At 69.9% G+C, this 16,267-nt stretch carries 14 protein-coding genes; 5 read left to right on the top strand and 9 right to left on the bottom strand.

Annotated features, from left to right (window positions below):
• The first annotated feature begins 54 nt into the window (after nucleotides 1–54).
• A complete protein-coding gene (locus tag ACFV0T_RS29610; RefSeq protein ID WP_385785566.1) occupies nucleotides 55–1,011 on the top strand; it encodes a 2-hydroxyacid dehydrogenase in 957 nt (318 codons plus the stop codon).
• 184 nt (nucleotides 1,012–1,195) lie between these two features.
• Here ACFV0T_RS29610 and ACFV0T_RS29605 read toward each other — a convergent pair whose 3' ends face one another.
• The 4 genes from ACFV0T_RS29605 to ACFV0T_RS29590 all read right to left on the bottom strand — a co-directional run bounded on the left by ACFV0T_RS29605 (nucleotide 1,196) and on the right by ACFV0T_RS29590 (nucleotide 6,139).
• Nucleotides 1,196–2,224, bottom strand: a complete 1,029-nt coding sequence (locus tag ACFV0T_RS29605) for a methyltransferase (RefSeq protein ID WP_385785564.1) — start codon at nucleotides 2,222–2,224, stop codon at nucleotides 1,196–1,198.
• A gap of 84 nt (nucleotides 2,225–2,308) precedes the next feature.
• Nucleotides 2,309–3,385: an alpha/beta fold hydrolase gene (locus ACFV0T_RS29600; RefSeq protein WP_385785562.1), complete on the bottom strand. Its 1,077-nt coding sequence runs from the start codon at nucleotides 3,383–3,385 to the stop codon at nucleotides 2,309–2,311.
• 123 nt (nucleotides 3,386–3,508) lie between these two features.
• On the bottom strand, nucleotides 3,509–4,261 hold the full coding sequence (locus ACFV0T_RS29595) for a maleylpyruvate isomerase family mycothiol-dependent enzyme (protein WP_385785559.1): 753 nt from the start codon (nucleotides 4,259–4,261) through the stop codon (nucleotides 3,509–3,511).
• A gap of 195 nt (nucleotides 4,262–4,456) precedes the next feature.
• On the bottom strand, nucleotides 4,457–6,139 hold the full coding sequence (locus tag ACFV0T_RS29590; protein WP_385785556.1) for an alpha-keto acid decarboxylase family protein: 1,683 nt from the start codon (nucleotides 6,137–6,139) through the stop codon (nucleotides 4,457–4,459).
• 116 nt (nucleotides 6,140–6,255) lie between these two features.
• On the opposite strand from ACFV0T_RS29590, the gene ACFV0T_RS29585 reads away from it, so the two are divergent.
• Nucleotides 6,256–7,452 carry a PucR family transcriptional regulator gene (locus tag ACFV0T_RS29585; protein WP_385785553.1) on the top strand — a complete coding sequence of 399 codons (1,197 nt, stop codon included), beginning with the start codon at nucleotides 6,256–6,258 and terminating at the stop codon, nucleotides 7,450–7,452.
• Nucleotides 7,453–7,619: 167 nt separating this feature from the next.
• Here the strand turns inward: ACFV0T_RS29585 and ACFV0T_RS29580 are convergent, their stop codons facing one another.
• Complete coding sequence (locus tag ACFV0T_RS29580; RefSeq protein ID WP_385785593.1) at nucleotides 7,620–8,048, bottom strand: hypothetical protein; 429 nt, start codon at nucleotides 8,046–8,048, stop codon at nucleotides 7,620–7,622.
• A gap of 274 nt (nucleotides 8,049–8,322) precedes the next feature.
• Here ACFV0T_RS29580 and ACFV0T_RS29575 point away from each other — a divergent pair, with 274 nt between their 5' ends.
• The 3 genes from ACFV0T_RS29575 to ACFV0T_RS29565 all read left to right on the top strand — a co-directional run bounded on the left by ACFV0T_RS29575 (nucleotide 8,323) and on the right by ACFV0T_RS29565 (nucleotide 11,457).
• A complete protein-coding gene (locus tag ACFV0T_RS29575) occupies nucleotides 8,323–9,018 on the top strand; it encodes a type 1 glutamine amidotransferase domain-containing protein (protein WP_385785551.1) in 696 nt (231 codons plus the stop codon).
• A 680-nt stretch (nucleotides 9,019–9,698) separates the two neighbouring features.
• Complete coding sequence (locus ACFV0T_RS29570) at nucleotides 9,699–10,463, top strand: SDR family NAD(P)-dependent oxidoreductase (RefSeq protein ID WP_385785548.1); 765 nt, start codon at nucleotides 9,699–9,701, stop codon at nucleotides 10,461–10,463.
• Nucleotides 10,464–10,800: 337 nt separating this feature from the next.
• The gene (locus ACFV0T_RS29565) at nucleotides 10,801–11,457 is read left to right on the top strand and encodes an ABC transporter substrate-binding protein (RefSeq protein ID WP_385785546.1); all 657 of its coding nucleotides are present in this window, start codon (nucleotides 10,801–10,803) and stop codon (nucleotides 11,455–11,457) included.
• Nucleotides 11,458–11,534: 77 nt separating this feature from the next.
• Here ACFV0T_RS29565 and ACFV0T_RS29560 read toward each other — a convergent pair whose 3' ends face one another.
• The 4 genes from ACFV0T_RS29560 to ACFV0T_RS29545 form a co-directional block, all read right to left on the bottom strand.
• Nucleotides 11,535–12,980, bottom strand: coding sequence for a DUF488 family protein (locus tag ACFV0T_RS29560; RefSeq protein ID WP_385785543.1), 1,446 nt, complete (start codon nucleotides 12,978–12,980; stop codon nucleotides 11,535–11,537).
• 573 nt (nucleotides 12,981–13,553) lie between these two features.
• Nucleotides 13,554–14,468, bottom strand: a complete 915-nt coding sequence (locus ACFV0T_RS29555) for a hypothetical protein (protein WP_385785541.1) — start codon at nucleotides 14,466–14,468, stop codon at nucleotides 13,554–13,556.
• Nucleotides 14,465–15,382, bottom strand: a complete 918-nt coding sequence (locus tag ACFV0T_RS29550) for an ABC transporter ATP-binding protein (RefSeq protein ID WP_385785538.1) — start codon at nucleotides 15,380–15,382, stop codon at nucleotides 14,465–14,467. Before ACFV0T_RS29550 ends, ACFV0T_RS29555 begins: the two co-directional genes overlap by 4 nt.
• A complete protein-coding gene (locus tag ACFV0T_RS29545; protein WP_385785535.1) occupies nucleotides 15,357–15,770 on the bottom strand; it encodes a GntR family transcriptional regulator in 414 nt (137 codons plus the stop codon). The genes ACFV0T_RS29550 and ACFV0T_RS29545 overlap by 26 nt, the downstream gene beginning before the upstream one ends.
• Nucleotides 15,771–16,267 lie beyond the last annotated feature (497 nt).

Below are 16,267 nucleotides of genomic sequence, written 5' to 3'. Positions count from 1 at the left end.
GGACGCGGGCCGCCGATGGAATCACCTGCCGGGTCTGGCATAGCCTCGTATTCCATGGTCGATACAGCGAACCCTGCCCCCGCAGCCGCGGGCGCCACCGTATGGCTGCCGATTCCACCCGCGGAGATTCCCGGTCTGCCCGCGGGCCCGACCTACGTCCACTGGGACGGCGAGGACGCGTTCCCCGCCGATCCCGCCGGGGTCGACTTCTACGTGCCGCCGTACTGGAAAGGCGCCGAGATCGCCACACGCCCGCTGCGGCACGGCGCACGACCGCGCGTCGTACAGACCCTGACCGCCGGCACCGACCACGTGCGCGGCCACGTGCCGTCCGGCACCGTGCTCTGCAACGCCCACGGGGTGCACAACGCCAGCGTGGCGGAGCTGGCGCTGACCCTCACCCTCGCCTCGCTGCGCGGCATTCCGCACTTCGTCCACGGCCAGGCCGCCGAGGAGTGGCGCGGCGGTATCCATTCGGCGCTCGCCGACCGCACCGCGCTGATCGTCGGCTACGGGGCGATCGGAAGCGCGATCGAGGACCGGCTCACACCGTTCGAGTGCGAGGTGCTGAGAGTCGCGCGTACCGCCCGCAGTACGCCCCGCGGCACCGTTCACGCCCTTGCGGACCTGCACGACCTGCTTCCACGCGCCGACGTGGTCATCCTGGCCACGCCGCTCACCGAGGCAACCGTCCACCTCGTCGACGCCGCGTTCCTGGCGCGTATGCACGACGGGGCCCTGCTGGTGAACATCGCCCGCGGCCGTGTCGTCGACACCAAAGCGCTGCTCGCGGAACTGGAGTCGGGACGGTTGAGCGCGGCGCTCGACGTCACCGACCCGGAGCCGCTGCCCGCGGGCCACCCCCTGTGGCACGCTCCGGGAGTGCTCATCAGCCCCCACGTGGGCAACGCGACCTCCGTCTTCCTGCCGCGGGTCAAGCGCCTGCTGCGCTCCCAGATCGGCCGCTTCCTCGCCGGAGAACCACTGGCGAACGTCGTCACGGACGCCTGAACCGCACCGGTCGCCGCCAGGGGGCCACGGCCGACGAGCCCGCCACCGTGGTGGCGGGCTCGTCGGTCGTGGGGGCCCGTTCAGTTCGTGTGCGGTGGAAGCCCGAGCGGTCGTCCGGGCCGGGCGGAAGTCGCGGACCTGCGCCCGGCCGGCGATGGCATCGCCATCCGCACTGTCCGGTGCGTCAGGCCGCCGGAACCGCCTCGATGACGGCGAAGGCGCCTGCGGTGCTCACCTTGACGCGACGCAGTCCGGCTGCCGTGAACAGCGCGTCGAACTCGCTCATTTCCCGCTCCCGGCCACCGGTCATGTCCAGCATGTTCATATCCATCAGGGGGGCGAGCCCGGGCTCCCCGATCCCGCCGACGAGGTGATCCACCACGACGACGCGGCCGCCGTCCACCAGCGAGGCCCGGCAGTTCTTCAGGATGCGCACACAACTGTCGTCGTCCCAGTCGTGGAGGATGTACTTCAGTACGTACAGGTCCGCCGCCGGAACCTCCTCGAAGAAGTCGCCGCCGATGACGGTGAAACGCTCCGCAAGTCCCTCGGCACGGGCGGCCTCCGCGGCCGCGGGGACCACGTGCGGCAGGTCGAAGACGCCCCCGTGGAGTTCCGGGTCGGCCCGCATCATCGCCCGGACGACGTGCCCGCTCGCGCCACCGAGGTCCAGGGCGAACCTGACACCCCTGGTGTCCAGAACGGCGGCGACATCGACGGCGGCGGCAACCGACAGGTTGGTCATCGACTCGGTGAAGAAGGACGCCTCCTCACGGTGGCCCGCGAAGTAGTCGAAGACGGTCGCCTCTCCGTGCGCGGCCCTCACCTGGTGATCACCGGTGCGGACGGCCTCGGGGAACCGGCCCCACGGCAGCCAGTGACCCGGCGCCGACTGCGAAACCGCGAAGTAGTGAAGCGAGTTCGGGGCATCCTTGTGCAGGGTGTTGAGCAACGACGTGCCGGCGTAGTGCACACCGTCATCCGAGGTCATGAGGCCGAGCGACGCGCAGGCGCGCAGGAGACGACGCGTGGCGTCAGGGTCGGTGGACTCCGCCTCGGCGATCTCCTCGGGGGTGTTCGTCCCCGCCTCCAAGTGACCCGCGAGGTTGTACATCGCCGCGGCGCGGACGATCTGGGTCACCCAGTACCCGGTGACCATGCCCATCATGCGCTCGTAGTCCCGCGCTTCGGCAGGAAGCTCAGGTCTTGTCATGGTGTTTCTCCTTCATGTGGGCTGCCGCCGGTTCGGTCGCCATCGGTGCGACGGGGACGACGCGGCGGCGTGGGTCCGCGTGCCTCACACTCGGTCGCGGTACGGCGCCAGGAATGCGGTCAGCGCCGCCAGCATGTCCTCGGGCGCCTCTTCGGCGACCCAGTGGCCGCAGTCGGGGATGACCAGGGTCTGCACGTCGTGGGCAGCGGCCTTCATGGTGATCCCGGCCCCGTCGGCGATGCTCAGCGCTCCGCCGACCGCCAGGACGGGCATGGTCAGCAGGCCGGCCTTCTGGCGTTCCACGTTCTGGGCGAGCGTCGTGTCGAACGCGCGGTAGAAGCCGAAGCTGCCGCGCAGTGCGTCGCGGCCGGAGGCGAGGGTGCGGACGTAGTGCTTGACGGCGTGATCGGGCAGCTTCTTCGCGGCGTTGATGTCGAACTCGAAGCGGAAGAAGATGTCTTCCCGTCCCCTGACGAGCAGTTCGTTCACCTCGGCGAGGCGGTTGAAGCCGATGTGCCACACCCTGTTGTTGAGCCACTCGGGGCCGAAGAGCGGCGGCGAGGTGCTGATGCCCGGGAGGGGGGCCTCGGCGACGACCAGGCGCTCGACGCGCTCCGGGTGATCCGCGGCCAGGGCGTAGGCGATCGGCATTCCGGTGTCGTGGCCGACCACGGCGAACCGCTGGTGGCCGAGCGCGTCCATCAGGGCGGCCAGGTCGCCCGCGATGGTGCCGGTGTCGTAGCCGTCCTGCGGCTTGTCGGTCAGGCCGATGCCGCGCTGGTCGACGGCGATGACCGTGAAGTTCTCGGCCAGCGCGGGCATCAGCAGGCGCCAGGCGTACCAGGTCTCGGGCCAGCCGTGGATCAGCAGCAGGGCCGGCCCGCTGCCTCCGATCACCACGTGCTGGCGCAGTCCGCCCGCGTGGACGAACCGGCTGCTGAAGGTCTTGGTGAACCCCGGCGGGAGGTGCGGCGCCTGCGAGACGCTGCCGGGACCGTTCGCGCTGCCATCTCCGGGCCGTCCGCCGTGGGGTCCCGTTTCGGCTGCTACGGCCGACTGAGTGGGCAGTAGACCGAGGGATCCGGCGGTCGCCGCGGCCATCGTGGCGGCAGAGGTGGAGAGGAAACTCCGCCGGGAGTGCGGCGGGAGTATTTCGGACACGGTAAAGCCTCCTGAAAAGTTCCTTGCTCGAATGGAGAGGCGGGACGCCTGCGATTCGCCGCGGATGACTCGCGTCCGGTGTGCGACGGACTCCGTCCGCGGCTTCGGTGGGGTGGCGAGCGGTCAGAGTGTCAGGGGGGACGTGAGCAGGGCGTTGGCCGCGGCGGGGTCGCCGCTGATCCACCGCGGGTGGGCGGGCTGCCGCTTCCACAGGGCGAGCAGCAGATCGGCGGCGCTCGCCTCCACCGTGGCCGTCGCGGGCCCGGAGTCCAGCGGCCGGGCCTGCGGGATGTCGCCCGGCTGGATCAGCCAGCCGTGCCCGGTGTCGGTGCTGCGCAGCGCCACGGGTGCGGGCAGCGGCTTGTGCTCGCTGCCGCTCCAGACCCTGGGGACCATCAGGGCGAACACCTCGTCCACGCCGTCAGCCGCGATCAGCGGATCGACGTGCACCTCGGCCCCCGTGGCCAGTTGGACATCGACCAGGTGAACCGCCGAGTCCAAGGCGGCACGACGGAACCACAGCGCCGCCGTGGCGTCCTGGATACCGAACGCCCACGTCGGCGCGGCAGGATCGGCCTCGCCCAGGACGGCCAGCAGCGAGGCGACCCCCTCGGCGTACCAGTCGGCGATCCGCTCCCCGGCCGCCGGCCCGAACTGCTCGCGGCACAGCTCCCCGGTCCGCACCACCGCAGCGGCGAAACGGGACGCCTGGGCCAGATGGACGCCCAGGTCGTGCAGGGTCCAGTCGCCGCAGGTGGGCACCGGCGTGCCCAGGTCGGAGGTGCGCAGCACGGATTCGAACACCGCCGCCTGCTCACGCAGCACGGCCTGATAGGCGCCGGGTGCGAGCGGCAGCGGTACGGGGGACACATTCACAGCGATCTCCAGTGCGACAAGTGACGGGTGGGAGCGCCTGCTTCGGCGCCCGGGCGAGGTGACACCAAATCAGGATGACGAAAAACATCCTGAAGTCGGGGACAGCATGCGGGGCTGACTTGGATTTTGCAAGTCAGGCATCAGGGACGCGACAAGGAGGCGCGAACCCGCCCTGCCGAGCGGGTGTTGTCGCAGTCAGCTCGCCGGGTCGGAATCGCCGGGGACGGCGCGCGACCGCGTCGCGGCCAGCAGCACGTCCGGGACGTCCGATGCGGGCAGCACGGCCTCCAGCAGCACCGGGCCGGCCGGATCGGCGAGGCTTCCCAGCGCGGCGTCCAGCTCGGCCGGTGTGCTCGCGCGCATCGTGGTTGCCGCGCCTCCCATGGCCGCCGGGAGCGACGACCAGTTCCACCGGGGAATGTCGTTGTAGGCCCGTTCCCCGCCGTGCAGCGCGTTCTCGATGGCGTAGCGGCCGTTGTTGACCAGGAGCACGATCGGCGTGCAGCCCTCTCGCAGCAGGGTGCCGAACTCCTGAGCGGTCACCAGCGCGGACCCGTCGCCGATGAGCAGGATCGCGCGCCGCCCTGGCGCCGCGAGCTGCGCGCCGAGGGTCGCTGGGAGGGTGTACCCGATGGAGGCCCACAGCGGCTGACCGACGAACGTCGTCCCATATGGCAGCCGCATGGCCTGCGCGCCGAAGAGCGCGGTGCCCAGCTCCGCGAGCACGATGTCGCCGGGCCGCAGGAACTCCTCGACCGCCGGCCACAGTTGGGCGTGGCGCAGGCCGTCCGCGGGGACGAAGGCCGCGTCGTCCGTCCGGTCACCGGCCGGGACCGGCGGAAGATCCGGGCGTGCCCAAGACCGCGCGGACCCGGCCACCAGCGCGGTCAGCGCGCGGACCGCGTCGCGCATCGGCAGGGGCGCGAACAGCCGGTCGCCGATGCGGGTGGCGAAGGGCTGCACGTCGATGGTCCGGTCCGGGTCGGTACCGTGGCCCGGCCCGATGGTGGAGTCGGCGAACCGCACGCCCACCGACAGCAGCAGATCGGCCTGTTCGACGGCGGCGAGTACCCGCTTCGTGCTGGCGGCGCCGCAGTAGGTGCCGGCGAAGTTCGGGTCGCTCTCGTCGAGGACGCCTTTGCCCATGGACAGCGTCGCGTTCGGGACCTGCCCCGCGGCGACCAGTTCGGCCACCTCGGCCCGGGCCCCGAAGCGGTCGACCAGGAAGTCGGCTAGCAACCCCAGCGTGCGGGCCCCGGACAGTTCGGCGCGCGCGGCGTCGGTGAACTGTGCCAGCACCCGGGCCGAGGCCTCCGGCTCCGGCACGACCAGCGGATGCTCCGGCGGCCCGGCCGGGGTCGCCGCCACATCGGCGGGCAGCAGCAGGTAGCCGGGACGACGTTCGCGCTGACTGGTGACCAGCACCCGGTCGATCTCGGCGAGCGCATTGCCCGCGGTCAGGTACGCCTGGGCCACGGTGACCTCGGCGTGCGCCCGGACGAAATGCCGGTAGTCGCCGTCACCGAGGGTGTGGTGGAGCAGGACGCCGGACTGTCGCGCCGCTGTGGACGGTCCGCCGACGATGTGGATCACCGGCACGTACTCGGCGTAGGCACCGGCGATGCCGTTGATCGCGCTGAGTTCGCCCACGCCGTAAGTGGTCACCAGGGCGCCCGCCCCGCGGACGCGGGCGTATCCGTCGGCGGCGTAGGCGGCGTTGAGCTCGTTGGCGTTGCCGACCCAGCGGATCCGGTCGTGGTGGACGACGTGATCCAGGAACGCCATGGTGTAGTCGCCCGGCACTCCGAACAGGTGCCGGATGCCGAGCTCGGCAAGCCTGGCGAGCAGGTAGTCGCCAACGGTGTAGTCGCCTGACACGTCCAACCTCGATTCCGGCAGGGGCCACTGCCTCCGCGTGCGTCCGATGTTTCGAGCTTTTCACTATGGAATTCACCGAGCTACGGCGAAAAGCCGAAAATGCTAGGCTCGGATTCGTGGAATCGACGAACCCTGATCTACCGGTGCCGCTCTCGGACGGGGCCCGGCAGGCCGTCGCCCGGATCTGCGCACGCATCGCCGGGGACCTGCCGGCGACCACTCAAGAGATCGTCCGGCGGATCCGGGCCGAGATCCCCGACTACGCCCTGGTGCCCGAGGAGGATCACCGCCAGTTCGTGCTGGACCAGGGCCGCATGCTGCTGACCGGCATCGCCGAGCAGAGCCCGCCGCGGGACGAGGACATCGCGCACGCCCGGGAACTCGGCCGGCGGCGCGCCCAGCAGGGCCTGTCCATCGAACTGCTGCTGGGGGCCTACCACATCAACTACCGCGAGGTCTGGAACATGATCCTGCGGCAGGCCACGGCCGACGAACCCGAGCACGTCGGCGAGTTGACCTATCTGGTCGCCCTCATCTGGTCATGGTTCCGGATCCTCATGGGCAACGCGTCCGACGCCTACGGCGAAGAACTCCGGCGCGCCCAGGTCACTCGGGCCACGCTGGCCCACCGGCTGTTCGCCGCGCTCACCGCCGATCCCGTCCAGGTGGACGCGGCGGCCCCGCTGGCCCAGGCCCTCGGCTACGAACCGGAGGGCGGATTCCAGGCGCTGTGCCTGCGGGCCGAGGACTGGCCGGAGGACCGCACGGAGCAACTGCGGCACCGGCTGGCCGCCCTGCCCGGCGAACTCCACTGCGCGACCGTCGGCACCCGGCTCCTGGTCCTGGGGCAGCGGCACGATCAGGACACGGTCACCGCGGCCGTCACGGCGGTCGCTCCGCCGGAGTCCGGCAGCGCGGTCGGTGTCGGACTTGCGCGGTCCGGCCTGGCAGGGGCGGTGGACAGTATCACCGATGCTGTCCAGGCGCTGTCCCAGGCGGGCGGGCAGTGTGAGGTCGTACGCTTCGCCGACACCTGGCTCGCCGCCAGCCTCGGCGAACAGGCCGCCCGCCTAGCCCCGTTGTTCACCCAGGCCATGGCCACCGCACGCACGGACTCGCACCTGGCCGAGGCGGTCGTCGCCTTCGCCGACCACGGTCTGTCGGTGGCCGCGGCGGCCCGCGCGCTGCATCTGCACCCCAACTCGCTGGCCTACCGGCTCAACCGGTGGCATGAACTCACCGAGTTCGATCCGCGCACCGGCGACGGGCTCATGGCCTCGCTGATCGTGCTCCGCCTCTATCGCCCTGCCTAAGGGCTGTCCCGTAATCCCCGGTGGATCAGCGCGCGGCGTCAGATGCGGTGCATCGCAAGGCGGAGGGTCGTCCGCATACTGGGCGTATGCGGGCGATCCGACAACGCGGCGAGGTGCCGTAGCTGTCGTCGTGCGCCCGCCGGGGCTTACGGGACAGCCCTTAGGAGTCATCCCGTAATGGGATGTCCTCCGTCCAGTTCCTGTTCGGGTGTGCCGCCCGTGGGCGGGGTGTTCCTTGCTGGGGTGGCTGTTCCGACGTGGGCCTTGTGCCGCATGCGTGCGGGTGGGGCCTCATTCGGGGTGGGCCGGTACCGGGTGGCGGTGCTTTGCCGAGCAGGGGCCCGCTGTGCGGGGGCTTTCGGGCGGTGGGCTGCCGCGGTACTGGGGTCCTCCAGGTCGGTGAGTCGGACGTGCGCAGCGAGGGTTGCGGAGACCATGTCCCGGTCGGCGACGAGACCGCACACGCCGCAGCGGTGAACTCGTTCGCCGAGTGTCTTCTTGACCGGCTCGCCGCACGGGCAGGTCGGCGACAGCTTCGTGACGAACGTCGACGCGCGCAGCAGACGTCCGCCGGCCTTCTCGCATGCGCGGCTGATCCCGGTGAGGAGGCGGCCGGGGGTGGTGGACCGGAGGGCTTTGCCCCACAGGGCGGTACCAGGTGCGGATGTCGCAGTCTTCGACGGTGAGGAGGGCGCCGTGAGCGCCTACGGGTCGCGGGCCTGCAAGCCTGTTCCGACCTGATCGATCCCCTCCCCCGGTTCTGCGCCGCGCATGGAAATCGGGCGGTGCTGACGGCATGCGCCGGGCCTGATTCACACCTACGCTGGAATGCGCTCAAAACCCACCATAGATGTGCGGAGGTGGATCACTGTGGCGAAAGTGCTTTTCATCGTCAGTGGTGCGACGTACTGGGTGCTGAAGGACGGTACGCGGCACGCGACCGGCTACTGGGCCGAGGAATTCGCGATGCCGTACAAAGCGATCACCGAAGCGGGTCACGAGGTCGTGATCGCCACGCCCGGAGGCGTGGTTCCGACGGTGGACATGATGAGCCTCCGCCCGTCCATGGCTGGAGGTGAGGATGGAGCCCTGGAGCTGGAGGAGATCATCCGCTCCGCCGAGGCGATGCGTCGGCCGCTCAAGCTTTCCGACATCCACCTGGAGGACTACGACGCGGTGTACCTGCCCGGCGGTCATGGTCCGATGGCGGATCTCGCGTACGACGCCGACGTCGGTCGGCTGCTGACGGCGCAGCTCGCCTCGGGCAGGCCCCTGGCCATCGTGTGTCACGCTCCCGCGTCGCTCTTGGCCACCAGGATCCACGGCGAGTCGCCGTTCAAGGGCTACCGGGTCACTGGCTTCACCAACGACGAGGAGGCGGGTGTCGGACTGGCCGCCAAGGCCACGTGGCTTCTGGAGGACGAGCTCAAGGACAAGGTGGGCGTCGACTTCAGCCGCGGCCCGATGTGGGAGCCGTACATGGTCGAGGACCGCAACCTCATCACCGGGCAGAACCCTCACTCCGCTGCCATCCTGGCCGACCGGCTGCTCGAGATCCTCAAGTGAGCACTATGCCCTCTGATGCACCGAGCGCCGGAGAGCTGGTCCTTGTCTGACCGGGCGATCCAAGGCAGAGCGCACAAGGCACGGCGCCCGGTGAGACGCGGAGCGTCGAGTCCTTGCGACGGCAGGAGCGCACGGTTCCGCGTCGAAGGACGCGGTGGCGACGAGCCTGTTCCTCACACCCTTGGAAGGCCGACAGCGCGGACAGCACTCAAAGTTCGCGCGACAGCAGCAGGCGCACACATGCGCCAGTCACCAGGGCCTGCACCGCGGGCAGCGGGGTGCGCCGCCGCACACCGCCCCCAACTGGTGCCGTTCGCGAGTGCCCTGACGCATAATCAGGGGACCTGCCCGGGGCGAAGCGAGACGGTGCAGCCGGTCCTCAAGGAAAGGCCACTGCCTCCGGACCTCCTGCACGACCTCCGCGCCCAGACACCCTGCGCTCGTCGTCGACGGCCAGGCGGCCGCGATGACCCGTGGCGCGGTGGAGTGGCCGCTCACCTCGCAGTCCGCACACGCACTCGGCTCCACCGCAGCCGATCCGCCGCGGGCGACCGGCGACCGGCGACCGGCGACCGGCGACCCCAGGATCCACGGGGCGATCCGCCCAGCACCCTCCGCATCGACGTGAACGACGACGGGCGGCCATTGCGACGGCCCCGCGAGGAAGAAGAGGAGCGACCGTGACTGGGGTGACCGGCAGGGTGGCACTGGTGACAGGCGCCGGCAGCGGAATCGGCGCGGCCACCGCGCGACTTCTTGCGGCACGAGGGATGCGGGTGGTGGTCAACTACCTCCGCAGCAGTACGGCCGCCCAGGACCTGGTGGCCGGCATCGAGGCCACCGGCGGCCGGGCCATGGCCGTGCAGGCCGACGTGCGCGAAGTGGCGGCGATCGAGGACATGGTCCGACAGGTCCAGGCGGCCTGGGGCGGCATCGACGTACTCGTGCACAACGCGCTCATCCCGTACGCGGTCAAGCCGTTCCAGGACATGACGTGGGAGGAACTGGGCGGCAAGCTCGATGCCGAGATGCACGCGGCGTTCGCGGTCACCAAAGCCGTCCTGCCGACCATGACCGGACAGGGCTGGGGACGCATCGTCTACATCAGTACGGGTCTCAGCCGCCAGCCGCGGGAGAACATGATCGCCCTGGGCACGGCCAAGGCCGCGCTGGAGCAGTTCGCCCGGTACCTCGCACAGGAACTGGGCCCGCAGAGCATCACGGTCAACATCGTCGCGCCCGGCCCCGTGGAGGACACACGCATGGCCCGCATGGCGGACGTGTTCGACGACGCGCACAAGCAGCGGCAGGTGGCGGCCACACCCCTGGGCCGCCTGGCACACCCCGGCGACGTCGCCCAAGCGGTCGCCTTCTACGCCGCCGAGGACAACGCCTTCATGACCGGCAGCACGGCCGTGGTCAACGGCGGGATGTCCATGTACTGACGCCCCACGCTCCCCGCAGACAAGCCATCCCGGTCTCGCACACCCCTCGGAACCGGGGACCGCCGCGCCTGCGACACGCACGGGCGCCTGACGCGACACGATCAAGGGAATCGATCATGCACGCCATCGATCTCGCCTACGTCGGGCGGGGCCTGCACGAGGACTGACCGCCTACATCGCCGACCAGGAGGGTTACTACGGCGACGAGGGCGTCCACGTCGCGCTGCACGACGGGTGCCTGTGGGACGAGGAGCGACTGCGCCGCAGCTAAACCATCGGGCTCGGCCGGGCCCTGCTGTCCCGGCTGACCGCCGGCACACCCTGGGTCGCACTCAGTGTGAACACCCACCGCCCGCTGTTCTGGTTCCTCTCCCACTCCGGCCTGAACTCGCCGGCCGACCTGGCCGGCCGACGGCTGGCGGTGCACGCCCCCCGCACCGCGCCAGGATGCTTCACCCGGATCGTGCTGCGCCAGGCCGGCCTGGACCCGGACCGCGACATCAACACCATCGTCCGCGCCCCTGGCGACTACGGCATGGACCTGCGCCGGCTGCGGGACGGCAGCATCGACGCCGCCCTGGTCGGCAGCACCATGGCACCGGAAGCGGTAGCCGCCGAACACGGCTGGAATGTGCTGGCCTGGGTCGGCGACCACTTCCGGATCCCCACCGTAGGCCTGGCCGTCGACCCTACCCACACCAACCCGGACGACCCCGCGGTCCAGGCCGTCCTGCGAGCCCACCGCCGCGCCCTACAGGTGATCCACAACGACCCCGCCACCACGGTGCGGCACATGCGGACATTCCTCGGCGGACAGACCGCGGACGAAGCCCGAGCCCACTACGAGAGGTTCATCGCACCGCATTTCACCACCGACGGCCAAGCCGACCTCACCGTCGGGGCCACCGCGATCGCCGAGGTCGCCGCCGAACTCGGCGTCCCCGCCGACGTCACAGCAGCGGAGTTCTACCGCACCGCAACTGCCGCACTCTGATAGGGCTTCGTCAACGTAAGACTCCTGAACACCCGGATCGTCAAGTGCGCGGTGTCCCCCGCGTCCAAGACCCGGGATTACAGCCGATGCGGTACGGCGGTCGGACCTGCCCCACTCCTTGTCGGGAGGTGAGGCCGGACAGCGGCAACCACCATGGCGGCGAACACCAGCACCCAGACCACGCCGGCGACCCAGATCTCCCAGCGGCCCAGCGTGACCAGCCACGAGGTCTTGGTGACGCGCCCCAGTTCATGCGTGGTGACCGCGTACATTCCGATCGGGAAGACGAGGTTCCACCAGCCGAGCTCGTAATGGAACGGGATCTTGCGCAGGACATGCCGCCATACCCCCAGAGCCAGCAGCAGCGGAATCAGCCAGCTGGAAAAGGACCACAGGACAACGGACACCCCGGCGATCGCCGAACGCGACAGCAGCATGTTTCCCGCCGGCAGTTCGAGCAGCCTCGTCCCCACGAGCACACCGATCGCCGCGGCCCCCATGAAGATCCAGGACGAGGTCATGAGGTTTCCCGGGTCGACGGGCCGGGCCAGCAGCCTGGCCAGGATGATCGCCGCGGTCAGCAGGTACTGCATCAGTCCGATACCCCAACACACCAGGGCCACTACCGGCAGGACGTCACCTGATACCGAGGGCACAAGACCGACTGCCGCGACCGCCACCGACTGGGATCCCACCGCCCAGAGGAACCAGGTGCCGTTCACCTGGTCGATCGATGGATCGCGTCTCGTGTTGGCAATGAGCCCGAGCGGAATCCCGTAGCCCAACAGCAGCCACCCGACCCCTCCGAACGCCAAGAACGCTTCGGCCGCTGTGGTGTAGCCATCCGACTCCAGGCGAGCGGCCAGCACATTGGCCGCGATGATGATGGTGAGGAAGGCGAATGAGCGCGGCCCGACGAGGTCCGCCATGAACCGCTGCCGCGAGCACAGAAACCGCCATCCGTAGGCGGGCAACAGCACCGCGAACCCGACCAGGCCCACCACGAGCAGTACCACGGAGGCGGTGTGTGCTTTGTTGATGTTCAGGGCGGTGGACACGATGCCTGTGCCCATGACGAACGCGAAAGCCCCCGCGTTGAGATCCGCGATCCTGGAGGAAACAGCCGCCCGGTATCCATGGGGGTTCAAAGCGGGCTCGGGGCGGTCCGCACCGGAAATCCATTCGGCGAGCACGGCGGCTTGGCTGTGGTCCACATCCTGGCCAGCGGTCAGCAGGGTGAGCTTGCCATGTCGGGCAAGGTCACGCAGTTGGCTCGCGGCCTGCTTGTGCTGCGCACTTCCGAGTTCGGCGAGATAGCGGCTGCGGAACTCCGCATAGGGAGGAGCTTCATGCTCGTACCAGCTCTGTAGCTCCGTGGATGGCGCCACCTCGGGCAGCAACTTGTCGATATGCGCTTCTTCTCTTTTGAGTCCCTGGGGCCAGACACGTTCGACGAGTACCCGTGTGCCGTCCTCGGAAGATGTCTGTTCATAGATTCCGTGACAGGTCACCTGCTCGCCCATGACGCACCTTCCCGGATTGGTGTCCCAGATCGTCGAGGCTATACCGGCTCCGTTCGGCCCGATGCCGTACGCGCTGACACTGACGGACTGCGGCGTCGCGTGCCCGACTGTGCGGCAGCCCCCTGCGTCTCTATTGCATTCGCTCGGCGGCTTCATTCCACGATGGATCGCTGTCCGGAGCGTCCGGCGTGCAGGGGTTAGTAGGTCGCCTACTGAGATTCACGTGGGACGCGTGGCGGCACGCCCTCCTCATTTCTGTCCCGTTCCAGGAACGGCTGACGGCAGTCGGAGCGCAGTTGAGGCTAATTCGCCGCCCTACGTCCAAAGCACGCGGCGGATTCGGCGATCGGCTCCTCCGGATACCCGTCACGAGTCTCAGCACCTGCTTTTTCGGGAGGGAAAACAGGGTGTCGGGCTCAACATTTCGAATTTCTTCTGCACCATTCCCGAGGCCTCGTCAAGAAATCGACGGAGTCTGAGATGGCCTGGTTACCACGCGGAGGGAGTGGCCGGTGGGGGGCCGGTGAGGGTGCGCTGTACGGGGCCCGGCGCCAGAGCGCTGTGCCGGGCTCGTCAGGGCCGCGCGATCCGGCGGTACAGGACGCGGAAGGCGGCCAGGAGCAGCAGCGCCGCCACCGCCAGCACCACCGCGCCGGAGGCGATCTGGTAGGGCCAGTAGTCGCCGCTGTGGAGAGAGTTCAGGAGATAGGAGTCCTGGGGCAGCAGGTCGTAGAACTGGAGACCGAGCACACCGCCCTGGTGGTAGCCGGAGACCTGCGACGAGAGCGGGAAGTCCACCAGCACCACCGCGCGGGAGCGGACCAGCAGGGCGGCGAGCAGCCAGGTGAGCGCGGGCGCAGCGATCAGTGTCGGCCAGGTGCGCCGCAGCACGGTCGCGGTGACCGCGCCGGCCGCGACGCCGAGCAGGACGTAGGCGACGGTGACCGGGCCGATGGTGAAGTAGGCGTTCTGGCGTTCGGCGCCGTAGGTGAGCAGGTCGAGGCGGTAGGCGTGGTCGGCACTGATCCGGTACAGGGCCACCAGTGCGACGACCGGCACCGAGACGAGCACGGCGAGCGTCGCCCAGCGGACCGTGAACCAGCGTCGGGGCGAAACCGACTGGGCCAGGGCGAGAGTGACGCGTCCGGTCTCCCACTCGCGTGCGGTGAGTACGCCTGTGATCAGCGCCGCGAACAGGGCGGGCTTGAAGGCGAGGAGGGTGCCGTCGGAGAGGAGCCTCGCGGTCATGTTGTGGGCGTCGTCGGCGTAGCGCGCGAAGTGGTAGTCCTGGCTGCCGACGTGGTCGCGCAGTGCGATGGCATCGGCCCAGCCGTCGTAGTGGTGGATGATCTGGGCGCCGGCGCCCAGCGCCAGCAACAGAAGCGTGAGGGCGACGAGGCGGTACTGCCGCAGGGCGAGCTTCAGCAACGGTCCTCGGGGGCCGGGCCGGGAGGTCTTCGGTGCGGATATGGCGGTGCTGGCGCTCATGCGGCGGATTCCTTGAGGTGCGACGGAGCGGAGAGGGTGAGGCCGGGGGACGCCGGCGCGGTGAGGTGGGCGAGGACCAGCTCCTCCAGCGCGGGGGGCCGTACCTCCCAGTCGGTGGGCAGCGGTCCGGCGGGGCGGATCAGGGCGCTGGTGCCCCGGCCCGCCGGGCGGGATTCGACGACGAGGTGGCCGTCGAGCCGGTCGGCGCCACCGGGCAGGGCGACCACGGCGTGGGACGCGGTGAGCTCCTCGATACCGCCGCACAGCCGGATGCCGCCCTCGTGGAGAAGCAGCAGGTGGTCGCAGACGTCGGTCAGCTCGGAGATGATGTGCGAGGACATGACAACCGTGGTGCCGGTGTCGGCGACATGGGCCATGAGCAGGCCCATCAGCTCCTGGCGGGCGAGGACGTCGAGGTCGGCCATCGGTTCGTCGAGCAGGAGCAGGTCGGCGCGTTTGCCGAGGGCGAGGGCCAGAGCGATCCTGGTGCGCTCGCCGCCGGAGAGGTCCCCGACGCGTTCGTCCTTGCGGAAGCGCGAGGGGTCGGCGATCTGCTCCGCCAGTGCCGCGTCCCAGTTGCCGTCGTTGAGACGGGCGCCGAGGCGCAGGGTCTCCGGCACGGTGAATCGGCTGAACAACGGCCGGCCCTGCGAAAGATAGGCGACCCGGGGATGCCCGGCGCGCGGCGGCCCGCCGAGGACCTCGACCGTCCCCGAGGTGGGACGTTGCAGGCCGGCCGCCAGTTGCAGCAGCGTGGACTTGCCCGCACCGTTGGGACCGACCAGGGCGCAGACGACCCCGGCGGGGACGGCGAAGGTGCAATCGTCGAGTACGTCCGGACCCCTTCGGCGGTGTCTCCTGCTCACGCCTTCGGCGACAAAAGCCGCGTCAGGACTGGTGATGGGGTACGGCATGGTCTTCCTTCGGGGAGTAGAGGTCTTCGAGTACGTCGGTGAAGAGCGCGGTGAGGTCGTCCCGCTCCAGGCCCGCCGCGCGGGCCCGTGCCACCACCTCCGCGAGTTCGGCCCGCCAGGGCGAGTCGGCGGACGACGCGCCGAGTGTGCCCGTCACGAACGTTCCGTGCCGTCGCCGGGTCTCGACGAGGCCCTGGGCTTCGAGCTCGCGGTACGCCTTGAGCACGGTGTTGGGGTTCAGCGCGGTCGCTTCCACGACAGCGCGGGCGGTGGGCAGCCGGTCGCCCGGCTCCAGCAGGCTGAGCCGCAGGGCCTGCTGCACCTGCTGGATGATCTGCACATAGGCGGGGACTCCGCTGTGTCGATCGATCCGGAAGACGAATGCCACGCCCGGACCCCCGTTCCATTAATCAACTAGCTGAATGATGCATTGCGTCACTGGGCAGGTCAACCCCCGTCGAGGACGCCCCCTTCACCTCCCCTCACCCCATCCCGCTGCGCATCGGTCACCGGGCGACGTCGAGGCCGCCCGGCCCGTGCCCAGCGCCCGCGAGAAGGTCCGCGTCCCGTGGTAGGCGCGAAAGGGGGAGCGACGACCGTGACAACCATCACGGTGATCCGGCACACGGACCTGACCGAGGGCGGAATCCCTCTGGCCCGCACCGCCCTGGACGACCCGCACAAGCAGTGCGCCGACGCTGTCGTCAGCGTCTCCTGTATCGCCAAGGGCGCCGACCCCACTTCGCAGCTGGACGCGGCCGTGCAGTGGCGCAACGGTCGCGGAGATGGTGGTCGGCTGTGCGCCGGGGCAGGAGCTGCCGAACTCGGTGGGGCGGGAGGCCGAGGTCGTTCCTGGGCGCCGGCGAGGCGCAGCCACACCTTCGC

The sequence above is a fragment of the Streptomyces sp. NPDC059582 genome (genome assembly GCF_042735715.1).
Classification (GTDB): domain Bacteria; phylum Actinomycetota; class Actinomycetes; order Streptomycetales; family Streptomycetaceae; genus Streptomyces.
This window is presented reverse-complemented; position numbering and strand designations above follow the sequence as displayed.